Origin of the sequence: Halorussus salinus (assembly GCF_004765815.2) — an archaeon.
GTDB lineage: Archaea > Halobacteriota > Halobacteria > Halobacteriales > Haladaptataceae > Halorussus > Halorussus salinus.
On record NZ_SBIS02000007.1, the window covers coordinates 551,264 to 570,025 of the forward strand.

An 18,762-nucleotide genomic window follows, 5' to 3' on the forward strand; every position below is an offset into this window, starting at 1 on the left:
AAGAGGATAGCGGTCGGTCGGTCGGTTTGAGCGACGTTACAGGCCACCCGAGCCGGGATCGTTTCCGACCACGATGTCGTGGGTGAGAGTCGAGCTTAGGCCGTACCCGTCGATACCGGTTTCGAGGTGGAGCGTACCGGTTTCCAGATCGGTCGGAATGCCGAGACGAATATCCGTGAGATAGATAGTCGCAGCGTACGTTTGGTCTGTTTCATCGTACTCGGGTTCGTTGGGGTCCAGATGGGAGACCGTCGGGACCGTGTAGTCCCACCGGTACGTTTTCCCATCGTCTTCCGTGCCGAGGTCAAGGATGCTGTACGCGAGACTTGCGAGACTTATAAGGGCACCGCCGTAGACCGTCGTCTTACCGAGTGCAAATTCACTGAGTCCGAGAAGCGTATCGCCGTAGTCGCTTGAATCCGTAATCTGTTCGGCGGTTTCGTCGATCTGGCTCTCGTCGCGCGCCGGGCCACTTAGTACTGTATCTGTATTGCCGTCTTGCCACGCTTGTAGGTCGGCACCGCCCTCTCCCGAGAGGGTAACACTTACTTCGGATATTTGTTGCGCCTGTTTGTCCTGCCAGAGTTGGTACGAGGACGTGAGCAGAATTTCGATGTCGAATTCATGAATTCGAATGTCGTCGCCAGGAGTCTCTTCAAAGTCGTTGTCGGTTTTCTCTGCAACAACTTGAATGCTAGAATCCACCGGCGCGTTCGCGGTGATATCTGGCGGATACGGGCAATTATCGGCATGGTAGGTGTCACCCTTCTCCCACCGTTCGCCGATGCTGGAGTAGTACGCGGAACCGAGACCAGTGGCCGACCGGAGACCGGCAATCGTGGTCGCACCGACGCCAAAAGACTTGAGCACAGTTCGACGGTTACTACGGGATGGGTCTTCCATGAAATGTAGACTCTGTACGAAGGGAATAAATTATTCTATCACAATATAGTAAATATTATTATTTGATATGTTATAATGATTTTGTGTTATTTACCTGAGTCCGAAATATTGCCACCCCGAAAGAGTTTAAAACCCTCGGCGTTCTACGAAAGTGTGATGACCGAAACTCGCGGACTGGGAGTGCGCGCCATTCCCCAGAGCCGCGAGTCTACCCTCGTTCTCGCGCCGCGACGACGACCGGGGTCTCTCTAGACCCCACTCTATCCTCATTCCACGACTTCACCGCGTTTGCCGCTGACGACGACACTCGTGTCGTCCGTCTATCCTGACACGCGCTCGCCGGTGCATCGTAATCCGAACACGCTACCCGACAACACACCACACCCAACATGACAGAACAAACGAAAGTCGCGCTCGCCTTCTCGGGCGGACTCGACACCACAGTATGCGTCCCGCTGCTCGAAGAGGAGTACGAACACGACGAAGTAATCGGTGTCACCGTGGACGTGGGCCAACCGGCCGAGGAGTTCGACGAGGCCGAGGAGACCGCCGAAGCGTTGGACCTCGACCACTACGTCGTGGACGCCAAGGACGCCTTCGCCGAGCAGTGCCTCGACGCGGTGAAGGCCAACGCGACGTATCAGGGCTACCCACTCGGAACCGCACTCGCGCGTCCCGTCATCGCCGAGGCCATCCTCGACGTGGCCCAAGAGAACGACTGCGACGCCATCGCTCACGGCTGTACCGGCAAAGGCAACGACCAACTGCGCTTCGAGGCGGTCTGGCGCGAGTCCGACTTGGAGGTCATCGCGCCCGTCCGCGAACTCGGCCTGACCCGCGAGTGGGAGATGGAGTACGCCGAGAAGAAAGACCTCCCCGTCGAGGGCGGCAACGAGGGCGACTGGTCCATCGACACGAACCTCTGGAGTCGCTCGGTCGAGGGCGACGACCTCGAAGACCCCGGCTACGTCCCGCCGGAGGACATCTACGAGTGGACCGACGCGCCCGGCCAGAAGGAGACCGAAGACGGCGAGTTCGAGACCATCGAAATCGCCTTCGAGGAGGGCACGCCGGTCGCAATCGACGGTGAGGAGCTACCCGCGGTCCAACTCATCGAGTACCTCAACGACCTCGCGGGGAGTTACGGCGTCGGCCGCACTGACATGATGGAAGACCGCATGCTCGGCCTGAAGGTCCGCGAGAACTACGAGCATCCCGCCGCGACGACGCTCCTGAACGCCCACGAAGCCCTCGAAGGACTCGTCCTGACCGAGGAGGAACGCGCCTTCAAGAAGCAGGTGGACCAGCAGTGGGCCGAGAAGGCTTACGAAGGACTCCTGTCGGCACCGCTCGTGGACGCCCTCGACGGCTTCGTGGACACGACCCAACAGAAGGTCACGGGCACCGTCACCGTCAAGTTCGAGGGCGGGCAGGCCCGCCCGGTCGGCCGCGAGAGCGAGTACGCGGTCTACTCGGAGTCGGCCGCCTCGTTCAACACCGAGTCGGTGGACGGCATCGCCCAGTCCGACGCGACCGGCGTGGCGAAGTACCACGGCTTCCAGTCCAGACTCGCCAACGAGGTCACCGCGAACGTCGAGGCGAAGAAGGCGGAACTCCTCGCCGACGGCGGCGACGACGCGGAGACGGAGGAGCAGTAGAATGGCCGAGGAGGAACCCACCAGCGACGTGGTGCGCCGCGACCGCTTCAGCGGCGGCCCCGCCCGCGGGTTCCTCTCCTCGATGGCCGACGACGAGCGCATCTTCGCGGCCGACCTCGCTACCGACCGCGCCCACGTCGTGATGCTGGCCGAGCAGGGCATCGTGGACGACGAGGAAGCGACCGCCATCCTCTCGGCGCTCGACGGCGTGGAGCGGGCCGGATTCGACGCGCTCCCCGACGGCGAGGACGTTCACGCCGCCATCGAGACCGCGGTCATCGACCGCGTGGGCGACGTGGGCGGGAAGATGCACACCGCCCGCTCGCGCAACGACGAGGTGGCGACCTGCATCCGCTACCGCCTGCGCGAGGACGTGCTGGACGCGATAGAAGCGACCCTCGGGCTTCGCAAATCGCTCGCGGAGGTCGCCGCCGAGCATACGGAGACCGTGATGCCCGGCTACACGCACCTCCAGCCCGCACAGCCGACCACCGTGGGCCACTACCTGCTCTCCTACGAGCAGGCGGTCGCCCGCGACACCGGCAGACTCTTCGACGCCTACGCTCGCGTCAACCGCTCGCCCCTCGGCGCGGCCGCGTTCGCGGGCACGCCCTTCGACGTAGATAGGGAGCGCACCGCGGAACTACTCGGTTTCGACGGACTGGTCGCCAACTCGATGGACGCGGTTTCGACCCGCGACTTCCTCGTGGAGGTCGTCGCCGCGCTTGCCAACCTCGCCACGACGGTTTCGGGACTGGCGGAAGACCTCGTGGTGTTCTCGAACAAGGGGCTGGTGGAACTGTCGGACGACTACTCGTCCACGTCGTCCATCATGCCCCAGAAGAAGAACCCCGACACGCTCGAACTCGTCCGCGCGACCGCGGGCGACGCCGCGGCGGGACTGAACGGTCTCCTCACGACGCTGAAGGGCCTGCCCCGCGCGTACAACCGCGACTTGCAGAACGCCACTCCTCACGCGTGGGAGACCGTCGATGCCGTGAGCGAAGCGGTCGCGGTCGCGGCCGGAGCGGTCGGGACCGCGACGTGGGACGACGACGCGCTCGCCGAGGAGGCGGGCGAGGGATTCTCGACCGCGACCGGCGTGGCCGACCTGTTGGCGATGGCCGGGGTTCCCTTCCGGAAAGCGCACGAACTGGTCGCCGAAGCTTCCGAGAAGGGGACCGACTACGACGCCCTCGACGCGGCCGCCGAGGAGGTACTGGACTCGCCGCTGTCGGCCTACGTCGAGCGCGAGGCGGTCGAGGACGCGCTCGACCCCGCCGCGAGCGCGGCGTCGCGCGACTCCGCGGGCGGTCCCGCGCCCGAGTCGGTCGCCGCGGGCCTGACTGCGGTCGAGGAGACCGCCGCGGCCGACGAGGCGGCGCTGGCCGACGCCCGCGAGTCGCTGGCGGAAGCCGCCGACCTCCTCTCGACGGAGGTGAGTAGTCGTGCCTGACCCGCGACCGGTCCCCTCCGGGACCATATTTATAAACTACCGAAGTCCGAAGCCGGATTTCGTTTGACGCGGATTTTGCCTTTTTGCGCCCTTAGAGCCGACTTTGCGCGATGAAAATATATTGACACGTTCGATGGTTTTAAGTGGTACTGCGGAATACAATGGATTGCTATGACCGAATGCGTCGAGTGCGGGGCGGACGTGACCCTGCACGAGAATGCGGAAGTAGGAGAGATACTCGACTGCACGACCTGCGGCGCGGAACTGGAACTCGTCGAGCGGAACCCGCCAGTCCTCCAGCGAGCCCCGGAGCTCGAAGAGGACTGGGGGGAGTAAGTTGCAGGTCGGACTCCTCTACTCCCGGATTCGGAAAGACGAGAAGCTCCTGCTCTCCGAACTCCGCGAGCGCGGCCACGACGTAGTGAAAATCGACGTGCGGGATCTGCAGTTCGGGCTGACCGAAGCCCCCGAAATCTTCGCGGACCTCGACGTGGTGGTGGACCGTTGTCTCGCCACGAGCCGGAGCCTCTACGCCACGAAGTTCTGCGAGGCGTACGGCGTTCCCGTGGTCAACTCCGCGGAGACCGCCCAAATCTGCGCCGACAAGGTGCAAAACTCCCTCGCGCTCGCCGGGGCTGGCGTGCCCACGCCCGCGACCGACGTGGCGTTCACCAAGGAAGCCGCGATGGAGAGCATCGAAAAGTTCGGTTACCCCTGCGTCCTCAAGCCCGTCGTCGGGTCGTGGGGTCGCCTGATGGCGAAAATCGACTCCAAGAGCGCCGCCGAAGCGATTCTCGAACACAAGGCCACGCTCGGCCACTACGAACACAAAGTGTTCTACGTCCAACAGTTCGTGGACAAGCCCGGCCGCGATATTCGCGTGCTGGCCGCCGACGGCGAACCGGTCGCCGCGATGGTGCGCTCGTCGGACCACTGGCTCACGAACGCCGCGAAAGGTGCCGAGACCGAGCAGTTCGAGTTGGACGACGAGGCGAAAGACCTCGTCCAGCGGGCCAGCGACGCCGTGGGCGGTGGTCTTCTGGGCGTCGACCTGATGGAGACCAGCGGTGAGAGCGAGGAGAACTACACCGTCCACGAGGTCAACCACACCGTCGAGTTCAAGGCGCTGAACGACGCCACCGACGCGGACGTGCCCGCGACGGTGGTCGATTGGCTCGAAGCGACGGCCGCGGCGGCGACGAAACAGGAGGTGGTCGCCTGATGGCCGCCGAAGTGGAACCGAAAAACGCGACGAGCGAAACCCTCACCGCCACCGTCGTCGGCGGGAGCGGCTTCGCTGGCGGCGAACTCCTGCGCCTGCTGGCGGGCCACCCCAACTTCGACCTCGCGGGCGCGACCAGCCGCGAGTACGCGGGCAAGTCGGTCGGCTCGGTCCACCCGAACCTGCGCGGGACCGATCTGCGCTTCTCGGACCCCGCGGACCTCGACTCGGTGGACGTGCTGTTCGCGGCGACGCCCCACGGCGTCTCGATGGCACAGATAGACGACTTCTACGAGGCGGCCGACACCGTTGTGGACCTGAGCGCGGACTTCCGGCTGAACACGCAAGCCCAGTACGACGAGTGGTACGACGGCCACGACGCGTCCGAGTATCTGGACGAAGCGGTCTACGCCCTGCCGGAACTCCACCGCGAGGAGCTTCCCGGTTCCAGCCTCGTCGCGGCTGGCGGCTGTAACGCCACTGCCACGATTCTGGGACTGTATCCCCTGTTCGACGGCGGCCTCCTCTCGGGCGACGAGCAAATCGTCGCCGACGTAAAAGTCGGTTCTTCGGAGGGTGGCGCGACCGCCAGCAAGGCCGGAAGCCACGCCGAGCGTTCGGGCGTCGTCAGACCCTACGCGCCGACCGGCCACCGCCACGAGGCCGAAATCGAGCAGGAACTGGGCGCGTCGGTCTCGTTCTCGGCCCACGCGGTGGACATGGTTCGGGGCGCGGCCGCGACCTGCCACGTTTTTCCGGACGGCCCGGTCTCGAAGGGCGACCTCTGGTCGGCCTTCCGCGGGGCCTACGACGACGAACCGTTCGTCCGCCTCCAGTCGGGCGGGTCGGGCGTGTATCGCTACCCCGAACCGAAGGCCGTGGCGGGCACGAACTACGCCGAGGTCGGGTTCGAGTTGGACCCGAGCAACGAGCGCATCGTGGTCTTCAGCGCCATCGACAATCTGGTGAAGGGCACGGCCGGACAGGCGGTCCACGCCGCCAACCTCGCGCTCGGCTTCGAGGAGACCGCGGGACTCGACTTTCAGGGACTGCACCCGGTGGGAAGCCCATGACCGAGAACGGAGACGCGTACACCACGGCGGAACTCGAAGCGGCCCACGAACAGCTCATCGACAACGACCTCGGCGACGACGGCCTCCGGACCGACGGGGGAATCGCCGGGGAAGAAGACCAGAGCGCGCCCATCGTCGTCAAAATCGGCGGCGCGCGCGCCGTCGAACCCGAGGGTGCGCTCGCGGACATCGCGCACCTCGTCGCCAATGGCGAGGAGGTCGTGGTCGTCCACGGCGGTTCGACCGCGGTGGACGAGACGCTCGAACAACTGGGCGAGGAGCCCGAGTACGTCGAGACGCCCGGCGGCGTCGTCGGGCGCTTCACCGACGAGACGACGATGGAGGTCTTCGAGATGGTCCTGCCCGGCAAGCTCAACACCGACCTCGTAGCGGGGTTGCAGAATCAGGGCGTGAACGCGGTCGGACTCTCGGGAACCGACGGCAAGCTTCTGACCGGCCCGCGCAAGTCGGCGGTCAAGGTCCTCGAAGACGGTCGCAAGAAGATAAAGCGCGGCGACCACTCGGGCAAAATCGAGGCGGTCAACGACGACCTCCTCGGGACCCTGCTCGCTGGGAGCTACGTCCCGGTCGTCACGGTGCCGATGCTCGCGGAAGAGAGCAACGAGGGGACTGGGACCGAGTACACTCCCGTCAACGCCGACGCCGACCGCGCGGCCGCCGCGATTGCGGGCGCGTTGGGCGGCGAGTTGGTCGTCCTGACCGACGTGACGGGCGTCTACGAGGACCCCGAGGATTCGGACTCGCTCATCGAATCGGTCGGGACCCCCGAGGAGTTAGACGCCGCCGAGGAGGCCGCGGAGGGGTTCATGACCAAGAAGGTCATGGCGGCGGTCGAGGCGCTGGAGGGCGGCGCGGCCTCGGTGACGGTCGCGGACGCGAACAACCGCGACCCCATCACCGCGGCCCGGACCGGCCACGGGACGACCTTCGAACCGGAGGCGGTGAGGTAATGTCGGGGTTCGTCTACTCCGAGAAACCCATCCAAATAGAGTCGGGCGAGGACGTGTATCTCTACGACGACTCGGGCGACGAGTATCTGGACTTCGGCGCGAGCTACGGCGTCGCCGCGGTCGGCCACTGCCACCCCGAGGTCGTCTCGGCAGTCCAGTCGCAGGTCGAGAAACTGACCTTCGTGCAGGCCAGCTACCCCAACTCGGCCCGCGACGCGCTCTACGAGAAGTTAGCCGCGGTCGCGCCCGGCGACGTGGAGAACGTCTGGCTCTGCAACTCCGGGACCGAGGCCAACGAGGCGGCGCTCAAGTTCGCCCGGAGTGCAACCGGCAACTCCAAAATCGTCGCGGCCCAGCGCGGCTTCCACGGCCGGACGATGGGGTCGCTCTCGGCGACGTGGAAACCGAAGTACAAGAAGCCCTTCGAGCCGCTTGCGGGCGATTTCGAGTTCGTCCCCTACGGCGACGACGAGGCCTTGAGCGAAGCGGTGGACGACGAGACGGCCGCGGTCCTGCTGGAACCGATTCAGGGCGAGGGCGGCGTCAATCCCGCGCCCGAGGGCTACCTCCAAACCGCCCGCGAGGTGACCGAGGAGACCGGTTCGGCCCTGATTCTGGACGAGATTCAGACCGGCTTGGGTAGAACAGGCGCGCTCTGGGCCTGCGAGAAGCGCGGCGTCGTGCCCGACGTACTCACGTCGGCGAAGGGGTTGGGCGGCGGCCTCCCCGTCGGCGCGACGCTCTGTGCCGACTGGGTAGCCGAGGAGTCCGGGCCTCACGGCTCGACGTTCTCTGGCGGCCCGGTCGTCAGCGCGGCCGCCGACGCGACGCTCTCGGTCGTCGCCGACGAGAATCTGGCCGAAAACGCCGCGCAGGTCGGCGACTATCTCCAGTCGAAACTGAGGGGTTCCGAGCTGCCGATTCGCACGGTCCGCGGCGAGGGCCTCATGCTCGGCGCGGAGGTCGGCCGCGGCGCGAACCGCGCCCTGAAGCAACTGGCGATGAACCACGGAATTCTGGCGCTCCCCGCCGGTCGGACCGTGGTGCGCCTGCTCCCGCCGCTGACGGTCACGGAGTCGCACGCCGACGAGGTGGTCGCCGCGCTCGAAACGATTCTCGCGGGGGCCGAGACGTGAGCCAGAGCGCCGACGTGAGCGTCGGCGAGGAGGCCGCCCGCGACCTCCTCGTGAGCCTCGTGGACACTCCCTCACCGACCGGCGACGAGGAGGAATGTGCGGACCTCCTCGCGGCGTTCTTCGAGGAGCGCGGCCGCGAGGTCTGGCGGGACGAGGCGGGCAACGTCCGCGCGCCCGCCGACGACTCGGTGCTGTTGACCTCGCACATCGACACCGTGCCGGGCGACATTCCCGTCCGCGTCGAAGACGACGGGGACGGCGAGTCCGCGACGCTCTGGGGTCGCGGAAGCGTGGACGCCAAAGGCCCGCTCGCGGCGATGGCCGCGGCCGCCGTCGAGACCGGCGTCAGCTTCGTCGGCGTCGTCGGCGAGGAGACCGACTCCCGCGGTGCCCGCTTTCTCGTGGACGACCGCGAGGCCCCCGACGCGGTGGTCAACGGCGAACCCTCCGGCTGGGACGGCGTGACGCTGGGCTATCGGGGCTTTCTGGCCGGAGAGTACAGCGTCAACACCGAGTCGGCCCACACCTCCCGTCCCGACGCGAACGCGATTCAGGAGGCGATGGCGTGGTGGCGGGCGGTCGAGGAGTCGCTCTCGTCGGCAGGAGCCGACGGCGGCGGGGACGACGCGAAGGGCGCGGACGACGCGGAGGACGAACCCGCCGTCTTCGAGCGAGTGACGGCCAAGCCCGTCGCGTTCTCGGGCGGCGTCGCGGACGACGGCCTCTCGGTGGCGGCGACCGTCGAGGTGCAGTTCAGGATTCCGCCCGGCGAGACCGCGGCGGGGATTCGCGGGACGGTCGAGGACGAGTTGGAGTCGGGCGCAATCGAGTGGAACGAGCCGATTCCGCCCGTGATGGAGACGCCCCGAAGCGAGGTGGCCCGCGCGTTCCGAACCGCGATACGACGAGTCGGGGGCGACCCTCGACTCACCCGCAAAACCGGAACCAGCGACATGAACCTCTACGCCGCGGCGTGGGACTGCCCGATGGCGACCTACGGCCCCGGCGACTCCGAGTTGGACCACGCGCCGAACGAACACCTCGACCTCGGAGCGTTCGACCGCGCCGTCGCGGTCCTCGAACGCGTCTCCGAGACCCTGCAATCATGACCGACTACGCGACCCACTCATCGACAGACCCGACCGACGACGAGAACGATTCCCTCCCGGCCGACGACGGGAACGATTCCGCCTCGACCGACGCCAGCACCGCGTCGCCAGCCGACCACTTCCTGCAAATCGACGACCTGTCCGGCGACGAACTCGCCGAGCTGATTTCGACGGCGGCGGAGTTGAAGGTGGCCCACCGAACCGGGAAGTCCCACGCGGTCCTGCCGAACCACAGCCTCGCGATGCTGTTCGAGAAGCCCAGCACCCGGACGCGGGTCTCCTTCGAGACGGGGATGACCCAACTGGGCGGTCACGCGGTCTACCTCGGGCCGGACACGACCCACTTGGACCACGGCGAACCGGTCGCCGACACCGCCCGCGCGCTCTCCCGGTACGTGGACGCGGTGATGGCCCGCGTGTTCGACCACGACGCAATCGAAACGATGGCGGAGTACGCGACGGTGCCCGTCGTCAACGGACTCTCTGACGCGGCCCATCCGTGCCAGACGCTCGCGGACCTGTTCACCATCTACGAGGAGTTCGGCGGCTTCGAGGACGTATCGGTCGCGTGGGTCGGCGACGGGAACAACGTCGGCCAGTCGTTCGCGGTCGGGGCCGCGATGGCCGGACTCGACCTGACGATGGCGACGCCCGAGGAGTACGGTCCCGCCGACGACGTGCTGGCCCGCGCCGACGACTTCGGGGCGGCCCCCGAAGTCGTCCACGACCCCGAGGAGGCCGTGGCGGGCGCGGACGTGGTGTACACCGACGTGTGGGTCAGCATGGGCCAAGAGGACGAGCGCAACGAGAAGTTAGCCGACTTCGAGGGCTTTCAGGTGAACGACGACCTGCTCGCGGCCGCGCCGGAGGCCAGCGTGATGCACTGTCTGCCCGCCCACCGCGGCGAGGAGATCACCGGCGACGTGCTGGAGGGCGACCGGTCGATGGTCTGGGAGCAGGCCGAGAACCGGATGCACACCCAGAAGGCGCTTCTGGTGGGTCTCCTCGGAGAAAAGTAAAGACTCATCCAGAATTTGGAGCGAAGATTTTTGTTTTACTGGATAGTAGTGTAAGACAAGATGAGCAGTAAAACGGACGGTGGGCGAGTCGTCCGCGTCTCGAAGAAGGGACAGACGACGATACCCAAGTCCCTCCGGGAGAAATTCGACATCGACGCCCCCGGACGCGTCCGATTTCGTGAGACGGAAAGCGGGGAAATCGTCGTCGAACCCGTCCCACACCCCTCCGACCTGCGCGGTTCGCTCGCCAGCGAGAAGCGCGAATCCGGCGAGGTGTGGGAGGAGTTAGACGAGATGCGGCGAGAAGACGAGGAGCGCGAGAGCGACGACCTCGACCGACTCGTCGAGCGCAAGGAGTCATGAGCGGTCCGTTCGTATTCGACGCGGAACCGCTCATCGCGTATCTCTACGACGAACCGGGGTCCGGAAGAGTCGAGGACGTACTCGGGGACGTGTACGACGAGGACGCGGAAGCCGTACTGAGCGAAGTGACCGCGACCGAAATCGCGTACAAGACCGCGTGGATACACGCCGAAGACAGACCGACCGACTCGGACCTCGAACTCGGCCGTCGGCAAGTCCGAAACTTCGTGGACGGCGGCGTCGAACTCGTCGCGCCGACCGAGTCGTGGGAAACTGCGGCGGCAGTGAAGATGCACGGCGGAGTCGCACTCGGTGATGCGTTTGCCGTCGCTCTGGCCGCGGAACGTGAGGCGACGCTTCTCGTCGGAGCGGACGACGACTTCGAAGACGTAGGAGTTGCTGTGAAGATAGAGCGTATCCGAACCGAGCCAGCACAGTAATCGAATCGGGACGGGCGGACCTCCTCGTTCGTTTTCAACTAGTCCGAAACAAATGTCAACTGCCAAAAACGATTACGGGCTTCTCGCCGTGTCTTCGTTCGGAGAGACACGATGTTCTACCACGACAACGAACTCCAGTACGAAGTGGAAGTCGAAGAACCCGACCCCTATTTCGCCAAGATGCTCCAGCAGGCCATCGGGGGCGTCGAGGGCGAGATGCGCGTCGCGCTCCAGTACATGTTCCAAGCGTTCGGACAGCCGAAGGAGCGCCAAGAGTACCGCAACCTCCTGATGGAGACCGCGGCCGAGGAGCTAGGCCACATCGAGATGCTGGCCACCGCGGTCTCGAAGAACTTGCAGGGCGCGCCCGACGAGATGCGCCGGGAGGCCCGCGAGAACGACGCGGTCATCGACGCGATGATGAGCGGCGGCCAGCCCCGACAAGCCCTATCGGCCGGACTCCACGCCATGCCGGTGGACGCCAACGGCAACGCCTTCAGCGGGAACTTCATCGTCGCTAGCGGGAACCTCGCGGCGGATATGTACGCCAACATCATGGCCGAATCGACCGGCCGACTGCTGGCGACCCGGCTGTACGAGATGACCGACGACGAGGGGATGAAGGACATGCTGGCGTACCTCATTGCCCGCGACACGATGCACCAGAACCAGTGGCACGCCGCGCTCGAAGAGATGGGCGAGACGGTCCCCGTGCCCGCGAGCTTCGACCAAGAGAAGGAGAATCAGGACTACAACTACGAGTTCATGTCCACGTTCCGGGAGGACCGCGAGGACCCCCACGAGCGCTGGACCGAGGGCGTCTCCATCGACGGGAACGGCGAGTTCTCCTTCGGCACCCAACCCGGCGGCGGCAACCCGCAACTGGAGAAGGCCATCGAGGAGATGTACAACGAGGCCAACGAGCAGAACTGAGAGTCGGGACGAGACCGAGGGAGTCGAATCAACCGCGCAGGGCGGCGTACAGCCCGCCCAACACGACGCCGTAGAGGACGTGCCCGACCAAACTGGCGACGCTCAGGTCGGGAATCGGGAGCGCCCAGACGGTGTTCGCCAGCGCCCAGAACGCAACGGCGACCCCGGTCGCGACCGCCCAGAGCGCGACGCCGAACGCCGCCCCGAGGACGACTCCGGTCGCGGGCCGGTCGGCGAACCGGGCGACGCGGGGGAAACTCACGACGCCGACGTAGACCAGCGCGAACACGAGGCTGTGAGACAGGTGGACGGTCCAACTGTACGCCAGCGTCTCGGGACCGACGACCTCCTCGCGCGGCGGGAGGACCCCGACGACGAACTGGAGGTAGAGTCCGAAGGCGAGTCCCGCCGCGAGTCCGGCGATAGCGCCGCCGACCCAGCGACTCCTCTCGGGGCGGTCGCGCCGAACCGCGGTCTCCGTTTCGGCCATAACGTGTGAAATATGCTACCACGTCTGAAAAGCAGGTGCGTTCGTTCGGACCGTTCACGGCGCGCCGACGCCGCGCTCGGGTCCCGAGTGTGGCGTTACGCTCGATTATCCGCGGAAAGTGAAGGTTATGATACTTGTTCCGTGGCGAAGTCCTCAGGCAGTCTCGCGCGAGAGCGTCGGCTCTGCGAAACGAGTCGAAGTAATCACGAAAAGTGCGAATTAGCGCCGCCGCACGAACGCGAACACTGCGCCGAGGAGCGCCCCGTAGAGGACGTGCCCGACGAGGCTGTTCACGTCGAGGTTCGGGATGGCGGGCGCGGCGAGTCCGACGGCGCTCATCCAGAGCGGCATCACGACGGCCGCCGCGACGAGCCAAAGGACGACGCCGTAACCGGCCCCGAGCGCCGCAACTCGTGCGGGTTCCGCGTCGCGGTAGTCGGTCCGGACCACCGCGGCCGCGAAGACGAGCGCGAACACGACGCTGTGGAACAGGTGGGCGACCCACCCGACCGCGACGCTCTCCATGCCGTACAGCGACCCGATGACGGGCATCATGCCCAGCGATTGGAGCAGGAGACCGAAGACGAGGCCGCCCGCGAGACCGCCGAGGGCCGCGCCGGTCCACGTCCGCTCGCTCGTCTCGATTTCGCGTACGGTTTCTTCACCAGCGATACGCTCCGCTTCGGTTTGGATTTTGGAAGCCATACCCTCGCAGACGCTCGCCGAGAAGATATACCTATCCGACGAAAACGGACACGACAGGCACTGAGAGCGACGGTATCGCCGTCAGAGCGAGCGACGCGAGCGAGCGGCGTCGGCGACTGAGCGCGAGTGTGGCAGTTCCCGGAGACGAATCGAGGAGGTCGGCGGTCTCCAATCGAAACGGAGGGGTGGAAACGCCTACCACGACTCGGTTTCGCGGAGACCGATGCTACAGGTTCCGAACGTACGGGAAGACGGCTCCGAGAACCACGCCGTAGACGACGTGACCGACGAGGCTCTGGACGTTGACGTTCGGGAACGGTGGATTCGCTGGCGACCCGACCGCGCCGAGCCAGACCGGCATGACGAGGACGGCCAGAAGCGCCCAGAGGAGAACGCCGTAGCCGACGCCGAGCGCCGCACTTCGTCCGAGCGAGTCGCCCGCGTCGAGCGCGTCGGCGACGCCAGCGAAGGCGACCCCGAGGACGACCGAGTGAAAGAGGTGTGCGACCCATCCGGCCGCCAGCCCCTCCAAGCCGTACATCGAGGGGATAGCGACTCGGATGACGGGACCCATCTGCGTGGTGAGCATCGCGCCCATGGCGATACCGGCGACGAGACCGGCGAGCGCGCCGCCCGTCCACGCGACGCGACGAGTTTGCGATTCGACTGCCGTGGTGGTTTCTGATGCCATCGCGTCGGCCACTACGCCGACCGGTGAGAAACTGGTTCGGCGGCCGTGCAACCGGACGCCCGCCGGACGAAGAGTTAAATGGGGGTAGCCGGTGGGCACACCGCCAGCGTCGGCGCGCGCCAGCGAAACACCCGTTCGAGAGCCACCATAATAGTTCAGACATGTCCGAATTCTGTTTTCAGCCGAGGTATCGTTTATCAACACCGTGTTACAAATATTTTTGTTCAAATTTCGTTTACAGCCGAGGTACCGTTTATCATTGACATCCTCTAAATCGGCCCTCCAGCCCATAATTCCCCCAATTTAGATTTAAAAACAAATAGTCAGGTTTTTGTAAGGGGTGTTCTTGCGATGGAATATGTCAGAGGCTCACCCCGACATCAAAGCGGTCGTCTCCGAAGTACCACCCCTTCACCAGTTCTCCGTCGAGCAAGCGCGCGAAGGGTACGCCGACTACCTCTCGGTCGAGCAGGACCTCGCCTCGCTGGCGGACGTTCGGGACAGCGTCGTCCCCGGTCCGGACGGCAACACCGTCCCGATTCGGGTCTACACCCCCGAGGGCGAGGGGCCGTTCCCGGTCATGGTCTGGCTACACGGCGGCGGCTTCCTGTTGGGCGGCATCGAGTCCTACGACCCGGTGTGTCGGGTACTCGCCGACGAACTCGACTGCATCGTCGTCTCGCCCGAGTACCGACTCGCGCCCGAACACAAGTTCCCGGCGGGCCTCCGGGACTGCTACGCCGTCACGGAGTGGGCGGCCGACCGGACGGACGTGTTGGGCACCGACTCGGACGAACTGTTCGTCGGCGGCGACAGCGCCGGTGGCAACCTCGCGGCCGCAGTCTCGCTCATGGCCCGCGACAAGGGCGGCCCTGATATCGACTACCAAGTGCTTGTCTACCCGACGACGACCTTCTCCTACGAGTTCGCCGACGAGGCCTCCGGCGGCGAGAGCTACTTCATCACCGAACCCGACTTGGAGTGGTCGTGGGAGCATTACCTCGAAAACGACATCGACGGGATGAGTCCCTACGCCTCGCCGCTCCGGGCCAGCGACCTGAGCGACCTGCCGCCCGCGACCGTCCTCACCGCCGAACTCGACCCGCTCCGCGAGGAGGGCGTCGCCTACGCTGACCGCCTCGAAGACGCCGGGGTCCCCGTCGAACACACCCACTACGACGAGATGGTCCACTCGTTCTTCACGAACGTCGCCGAACCCCGCGTCGAGCGGGCGTGGGACGCGATGGCCGAAATCGACGCCCACCTCGACGCCGCCTTCGCCGACGACAAGGAGCAAGAGGACCTCCTCGTGGCCTGACGACCCGGCCGGGTCGAACGCCACCACGTCGCGTCTCCCGAGCGTAGAACTACCTCGAACCGACCGCTTTTACCCGTCGCTTCCCTCGGACAGAACATGACTCTGCGTCTGTCCGAAGCGCGACCCGACCCGCCGGAGACGGCGAGCGAGGGCGTCTGGCTGTCCTGCATCGCGTGCGACGCGACCTTCGCCCCGTTCGAGGCCGTCCGATACACCTGCGACGACTGCGACGGCCTGCTCGAAGTCCGGTACGCCGACCTGCCGACCTTCGAGGAGTTCGAGGGCCGGACCCCCGGCGTCTGGCGGTACGCCGACGCGCTCCCCTTCGACGAGGGCGTGAGCATCGACGAGGGCAACACGCCCCTCTACGAGGTGCCGACCATCGAGGCCGAAACCGGCGTCGCCGACCTCCGGGTCAAACACGAGGGGATGAACCCGACCGGGAGTTTCAAGGACCGCGGCATGACCGTCGGCGTCCGCGTCGCCGAGAAACTGGGCGTGGACCGCCTCGCATGTGCGTCCACGGGCAACACGAGCGCGGCGCTGGCGTGCTACGGCGCGCGAGCGAACACCGAGACGCTCGTCCTCCTCCCGGCCGGAAAAGTCGCCGCGGGCAAGGTCGCGCAGGCTAGCCTCCACGGTGCCCGAATTCTCGAAGTGGACGGCAACTTCGACGCCTGTCTGGACATCGTGTCGGACCTTGCCGACCGCGGCGAGGCCTACCTGCTGAACTCGCTCAACCCCTTCCGACTGGAGGGCCAGAAGACCATCGGCCTCGAAATTCTGGAGCAGTTCCGGGACCAAACCGGCGACCTGCCCGACCGCATCGTCCTGCCGGTCGGCAACGCGGGCAACACCGCGGCGCTCTACAAGGCGTTCCGCGAGTTGGTCCAGAGCGGCGCGCTCGACGCCGACGAGGTCCCGACCCTGACCGGCGTGCAGGCCGCGGGTGCGGCCCCGATGGTCGAAGCAATCGAGGAGAACGCCGACGAAGTGCGCCGCTGGGAGGAAGTCGAGACCCGCGCGACGGCCATCCGCATCGGCAACCCCGTCAACGCGCCCAAGGCCCTGCCCGGCATCCGAGAGACCGGCGGGACCGCGGTCGCGGTCTCGGACGAGGAGATAACCGACGCCCAGCGCGCGCTCGCCCGCGACGGCGTTGGCGTCGAACCCGCGAGCGCCGCCTCCGTGGCGGGCCTCCGCAAACTGCGCGAGTCGGGCGACATCGCGGCCGACGAGCAGGTCGTCTGCCTGACGACGGGCCACCTCCTGAAGGACCCCGACGCCGCGGCGACCGCCGGGGCCGACCCCGAACCGGTCCCTGCCGACACCGACGGCGTGTTGGACCACCTCGGCGAGTGAGGTCCCCGTCGGCGAGTCGGACCTCCTCGTTCGTCTCCAGTCGAAACGGTGTCGTGCGTGCGTCTGACGCCGTCTTTCCCCCGTCCGACGCCGTCTTCCGTCCGTCTGACGCGCCTTTTTGACGTTCGATACCGTGTATCACTCCGTGAGCATCGACACCCCCGACGGCGCTCACGACCCCGAGAGGCTACCCGAGGGAGAGCGAGCAGACGGGTCCGACGAACGGCCCGACGACGAGGAGTTGGTGGTGGTCGTCTGTGAGCGACGCGTCTACGAGCGACTGCGACCGGAACTGGACGAACGGAGCGAGCGTCGGTACGGCGAGTACGAACGAGAGTACGAGGAGTTGCTTGCCGAGCGCGCGCGGCTGGCCGACGAGGCGAATCGACTCGAACGACGACTGGAGGACAAGAAGTCCCAACTCGACGCGGTGGTTGAGCGAAACGAGGAGGTGCTGGAGGCGCGCACCGAGTCGTACCGCGAGCGAATCGGAGACGCCGAGAGCGACGAGACGGGCGACGACGGCTTCGCGTGGACTGGCCGGAGACAGGCGGCCGGAATCCTGTCGAAGCTACAGCACTGGCTTCGGTAGTCCGACGGTGACGTTCGTTCGCGCTCGGCGGTTCACCCGTTTCGCGCCAAGCCGACCACGACGAGCGCACTGACGAGGAGACACCCCAACAACCCGGCGAACGCCGCGGCGTAGGAGACCCGGCCTGCGACGAACCCGACGTAACTCGGCCCGAGGCTCCCGAGACCGAGGTAGACGGTCCGGGTCGCGCCGAGGTCCCCGCCCATGCTCCCGTCCGGGAACGTATCCATCAGAAGCGCCTGCATCACCGGCGGGTAGGCCATCAGTCCGCCAGCGAAGACGACGACCGCGGCACCGACCGCGAGCGTTCCGGAGGCGGCGAGCAACCCGGCCAGCGCGCAGGCCGCGACGACCAAGGCTCCGGCCGCGACCCCGGCCCGCGGGAACCGGTCGCCCAGCGACCCCGAGAGGGGCTTGACCGCCGCGCCGACGACGAAGAGCGCGGCGAATCCGCCGCTGGCGAGACCCGGCGGGAACCCCTTCGACACCCGGAGGAACGTCGGCAGGAACCCGGCCGCGCTCTGCCACGTGAACGCGTAGAGCGCGTAGGCCAGCAGGAGCCACCGCATCCGGGGGTTCTTCCGGAGCCGTCTTCCTGTCGCCGCGGCGTCCGAGAGACCAGCGGCGAGGGAGTCGCGATCCACCGCCGGGAACGCGTACTCCTCGCGCCCCCAGACGTGGAGCGCGACGGCGACGCCCGCGAGGACGAGGACGATTGGTGCGTACGCCGACCGCCAGCCAGCGAGCGCGAGCGCCGCGACCGCGAGTCCCGCCGCGGCCGCGCCGCCTACGTCGCCCGAGGCGGTGTGGAGACCGAACGCCTGTCCCCGCCGCTTCACGAATAGGTCCGAGACGAGCGCCCGCGCCGGGGTCGGGTAGAGTCCCGCGCCGGTCCCGACGACGACCGCACCGACGAGGAACACGGGGTAGGTCGGCGCGCTGGCGAGGACCGCGAACCCCGCGACGACCAGCGAGAGACCGGTGACGAGCAAGGTCTTGCGCGTCAGCCCGTCAGAGAGCCGACCGCTGGGGTACTGACAGAGCGCGTACAGCCCCCAGAGCGTCGTGAACGCGAGACCGGACTGGAAGTCGGTGATGGCGAGGTCGGCCATCACGGCCGAAAGCATCGGCGAGAGGACGAGTCGCCCGGTCTGGATGGCGGCCCAACCGAGCGAGACCGCGAGCAAGAGCCGCCCGGAGTAACCGGTCAGCAGTCGCTCGTCGGACGCGTCGGTCTCAGGGATACTCGATGCGGAGTCGTCGGAGACTGTTTCGTCGGCACGACCGCGTGACACGCTCGGAGCAAAGAGGCGCGAGTATT

20 protein-coding genes are annotated in these 18,762 nt (G+C 66.5%); 15 read left to right on the top strand and 5 right to left on the bottom strand.

Going from position 1 to position 18,762, the window contains the following annotated elements; all coding sequences use genetic code 11:
* Positions 1 to 36: 36 nt before the first annotated feature.
* Complete coding sequence (locus EPL00_RS16350) at positions 37 to 903, bottom strand: hypothetical protein (protein WP_135853370.1); 867 nt, start codon at positions 901 to 903, stop codon at positions 37 to 39.
* A gap of 389 nt (positions 904 to 1,292) precedes the next feature.
* On the opposite strand from EPL00_RS16350, the gene EPL00_RS16355 reads away from it, so the two are divergent.
* The 12 genes from EPL00_RS16355 (at position 1,293) to EPL00_RS16410 (ending at position 12,283) form a co-directional block, all read left to right on the top strand.
* Positions 1,293 to 2,561 carry an argininosuccinate synthase gene (locus EPL00_RS16355; protein ID WP_135853369.1) on the top strand — a complete coding sequence of 423 codons (1,269 nt, stop codon included), beginning with the start codon at positions 1,293 to 1,295 and terminating at the stop codon, positions 2,559 to 2,561.
* 1 nt (position 2,562) lies between these two features.
* Positions 2,563 to 4,017 (top strand): argininosuccinate lyase, encoded by a 1,455-nt coding sequence (gene argH / locus EPL00_RS16360; protein ID WP_135853368.1) that lies wholly within the window; start codon positions 2,563 to 2,565, stop codon positions 4,015 to 4,017.
* A 171-nt stretch (positions 4,018 to 4,188) separates the two neighbouring features.
* A complete protein-coding gene (gene lysW, locus EPL00_RS16365) occupies positions 4,189 to 4,353 on the top strand; it encodes a lysine biosynthesis protein LysW (protein ID WP_135853367.1) in 165 nt (54 codons plus the stop codon).
* A gap of 1 nt (position 4,354) precedes the next feature.
* Positions 4,355 to 5,239, top strand: coding sequence for a lysine biosynthesis protein LysX (gene lysX, locus EPL00_RS16370; RefSeq protein ID WP_135853366.1), 885 nt, complete (start codon positions 4,355 to 4,357; stop codon positions 5,237 to 5,239).
* Positions 5,239 to 6,312: an N-acetyl-gamma-glutamyl-phosphate reductase gene (gene argC, locus EPL00_RS16375; RefSeq protein WP_135853365.1), complete on the top strand. Its 1,074-nt coding sequence runs from the start codon at positions 5,239 to 5,241 to the stop codon at positions 6,310 to 6,312. The genes lysX and argC overlap by 1 nt, the downstream gene beginning before the upstream one ends.
* Positions 6,309 to 7,283: an acetylglutamate/acetylaminoadipate kinase gene (locus EPL00_RS16380; protein WP_135853364.1), complete on the top strand. Its 975-nt coding sequence runs from the start codon at positions 6,309 to 6,311 to the stop codon at positions 7,281 to 7,283. Before argC ends, EPL00_RS16380 begins: the two co-directional genes overlap by 4 nt.
* Positions 7,283 to 8,419: an aspartate aminotransferase family protein gene (locus EPL00_RS16385; protein ID WP_135853363.1), complete on the top strand. Its 1,137-nt coding sequence runs from the start codon at positions 7,283 to 7,285 to the stop codon at positions 8,417 to 8,419. Before EPL00_RS16380 ends, EPL00_RS16385 begins: the two co-directional genes overlap by 1 nt.
* Positions 8,416 to 9,528, top strand: coding sequence for a [LysW]-lysine hydrolase (locus tag EPL00_RS16390; protein ID WP_135853362.1), 1,113 nt, complete (start codon positions 8,416 to 8,418; stop codon positions 9,526 to 9,528). The genes EPL00_RS16385 and EPL00_RS16390 overlap by 4 nt, the downstream gene beginning before the upstream one ends.
* Positions 9,525 to 10,547, top strand: coding sequence for an ornithine carbamoyltransferase (gene argF / locus EPL00_RS16395; RefSeq protein ID WP_135853361.1), 1,023 nt, complete (start codon positions 9,525 to 9,527; stop codon positions 10,545 to 10,547). Before EPL00_RS16390 ends, argF begins: the two co-directional genes overlap by 4 nt.
* A gap of 60 nt (positions 10,548 to 10,607) precedes the next feature.
* Entirely contained in the window at positions 10,608 to 10,910 is a 303-nt protein-coding gene (locus EPL00_RS16400) for an AbrB/MazE/SpoVT family DNA-binding domain-containing protein (RefSeq protein WP_135853360.1), read from the top strand.
* Entirely contained in the window at positions 10,907 to 11,350 is a 444-nt protein-coding gene (locus EPL00_RS16405; RefSeq protein WP_135853359.1) for a PIN domain-containing protein, read from the top strand. The genes EPL00_RS16400 and EPL00_RS16405 overlap by 4 nt, the downstream gene beginning before the upstream one ends.
* A gap of 111 nt (positions 11,351 to 11,461) precedes the next feature.
* Entirely contained in the window at positions 11,462 to 12,283 is an 822-nt protein-coding gene (locus EPL00_RS16410; RefSeq protein ID WP_135853358.1) for a manganese catalase family protein, read from the top strand.
* 28 nt (positions 12,284 to 12,311) lie between these two features.
* On the opposite strand, the gene EPL00_RS16415 is transcribed toward EPL00_RS16410, so the two are convergent.
* The 3 genes from EPL00_RS16415 to EPL00_RS16425 all read right to left on the bottom strand — a co-directional run bounded on the left by EPL00_RS16415 (position 12,312) and on the right by EPL00_RS16425 (position 14,169).
* Positions 12,312 to 12,773 (bottom strand): hypothetical protein, encoded by a 462-nt coding sequence (locus tag EPL00_RS16415; RefSeq protein ID WP_135853357.1) that lies wholly within the window; start codon positions 12,771 to 12,773, stop codon positions 12,312 to 12,314.
* Between the two features lie 219 nt (positions 12,774 to 12,992).
* Positions 12,993 to 13,478: a hypothetical protein gene (locus EPL00_RS16420; RefSeq protein WP_238398222.1), complete on the bottom strand. Its 486-nt coding sequence runs from the start codon at positions 13,476 to 13,478 to the stop codon at positions 12,993 to 12,995.
* A gap of 226 nt (positions 13,479 to 13,704) precedes the next feature.
* Positions 13,705 to 14,169 (bottom strand): DUF6789 family protein, encoded by a 465-nt coding sequence (locus EPL00_RS16425; RefSeq protein WP_135853356.1) that lies wholly within the window; start codon positions 14,167 to 14,169, stop codon positions 13,705 to 13,707.
* 358 nt (positions 14,170 to 14,527) lie between these two features.
* Between EPL00_RS16425 and EPL00_RS16430 the strand changes: the two genes are divergently transcribed.
* The 3 genes from EPL00_RS16430 (at position 14,528) to EPL00_RS16440 (ending at position 17,441) form a co-directional block, all read left to right on the top strand.
* A complete protein-coding gene (locus tag EPL00_RS16430) occupies positions 14,528 to 15,487 on the top strand; it encodes an alpha/beta hydrolase (RefSeq protein ID WP_135853355.1) in 960 nt (319 codons plus the stop codon).
* 96 nt (positions 15,488 to 15,583) lie between these two features.
* Positions 15,584 to 16,849, top strand: a complete 1,266-nt coding sequence (thrC, locus tag EPL00_RS16435; protein WP_135853354.1) for a threonine synthase — start codon at positions 15,584 to 15,586, stop codon at positions 16,847 to 16,849.
* A 145-nt stretch (positions 16,850 to 16,994) separates the two neighbouring features.
* Positions 16,995 to 17,441, top strand: a complete 447-nt coding sequence (locus EPL00_RS16440) for a hypothetical protein (RefSeq protein WP_135853353.1) — start codon at positions 16,995 to 16,997, stop codon at positions 17,439 to 17,441.
* Between the two features lie 32 nt (positions 17,442 to 17,473).
* Here the strand turns inward: EPL00_RS16440 and EPL00_RS16445 are convergent, their stop codons facing one another.
* Positions 17,474 to 18,736 (bottom strand): MFS transporter, encoded by a 1,263-nt coding sequence (locus EPL00_RS16445; RefSeq protein WP_238398223.1) that lies wholly within the window; start codon positions 18,734 to 18,736, stop codon positions 17,474 to 17,476.
* Positions 18,737 to 18,762: the final 26 nt, after the last annotated feature.

Coding starts and splice junctions, on each gene's coding strand:
- EPL00_RS16350 (WP_135853370.1), bottom strand. CDS start 903: ATGGAAGACCCATCCCGTAGTAACCGTCGAACTGTGCTCAAGTCTTTT.
- EPL00_RS16355 (WP_135853369.1), top strand. CDS start 1,293: ATGACAGAACAAACGAAAGTCGCGCTCGCCTTCTCGGGCGGACTCGAC.
- argH (WP_135853368.1), top strand. CDS start 2,563: ATGGCCGAGGAGGAACCCACCAGCGACGTGGTGCGCCGCGACCGCTTC.
- lysW (WP_135853367.1), top strand. CDS start 4,189: ATGACCGAATGCGTCGAGTGCGGGGCGGACGTGACCCTGCACGAGAAT.
- argC (WP_135853365.1), top strand. CDS start 5,239: ATGGCCGCCGAAGTGGAACCGAAAAACGCGACGAGCGAAACCCTCACC.
- EPL00_RS16380 (WP_135853364.1), top strand. CDS start 6,309: ATGACCGAGAACGGAGACGCGTACACCACGGCGGAACTCGAAGCGGCC.
- EPL00_RS16385 (WP_135853363.1), top strand. CDS start 7,283: ATGTCGGGGTTCGTCTACTCCGAGAAACCCATCCAAATAGAGTCGGGC.
- argF (WP_135853361.1), top strand. CDS start 9,525: ATGACCGACTACGCGACCCACTCATCGACAGACCCGACCGACGACGAG.
- EPL00_RS16400 (WP_135853360.1), top strand. CDS start 10,608: ATGAGCAGTAAAACGGACGGTGGGCGAGTCGTCCGCGTCTCGAAGAAG.
- EPL00_RS16405 (WP_135853359.1), top strand. CDS start 10,907: ATGAGCGGTCCGTTCGTATTCGACGCGGAACCGCTCATCGCGTATCTC.
- EPL00_RS16410 (WP_135853358.1), top strand. CDS start 11,462: ATGTTCTACCACGACAACGAACTCCAGTACGAAGTGGAAGTCGAAGAA.
- EPL00_RS16415 (WP_135853357.1), bottom strand. CDS start 12,773: ATGGCCGAAACGGAGACCGCGGTTCGGCGCGACCGCCCCGAGAGGAGT.
- EPL00_RS16420 (WP_238398222.1), bottom strand. CDS start 13,478: ATGGCTTCCAAAATCCAAACCGAAGCGGAGCGTATCGCTGGTGAAGAA.
- EPL00_RS16425 (WP_135853356.1), bottom strand. CDS start 14,169: ATGGCATCAGAAACCACCACGGCAGTCGAATCGCAAACTCGTCGCGTC.
- EPL00_RS16430 (WP_135853355.1), top strand. CDS start 14,528: ATGTCAGAGGCTCACCCCGACATCAAAGCGGTCGTCTCCGAAGTACCA.
- thrC (WP_135853354.1), top strand. CDS start 15,584: ATGACTCTGCGTCTGTCCGAAGCGCGACCCGACCCGCCGGAGACGGCG.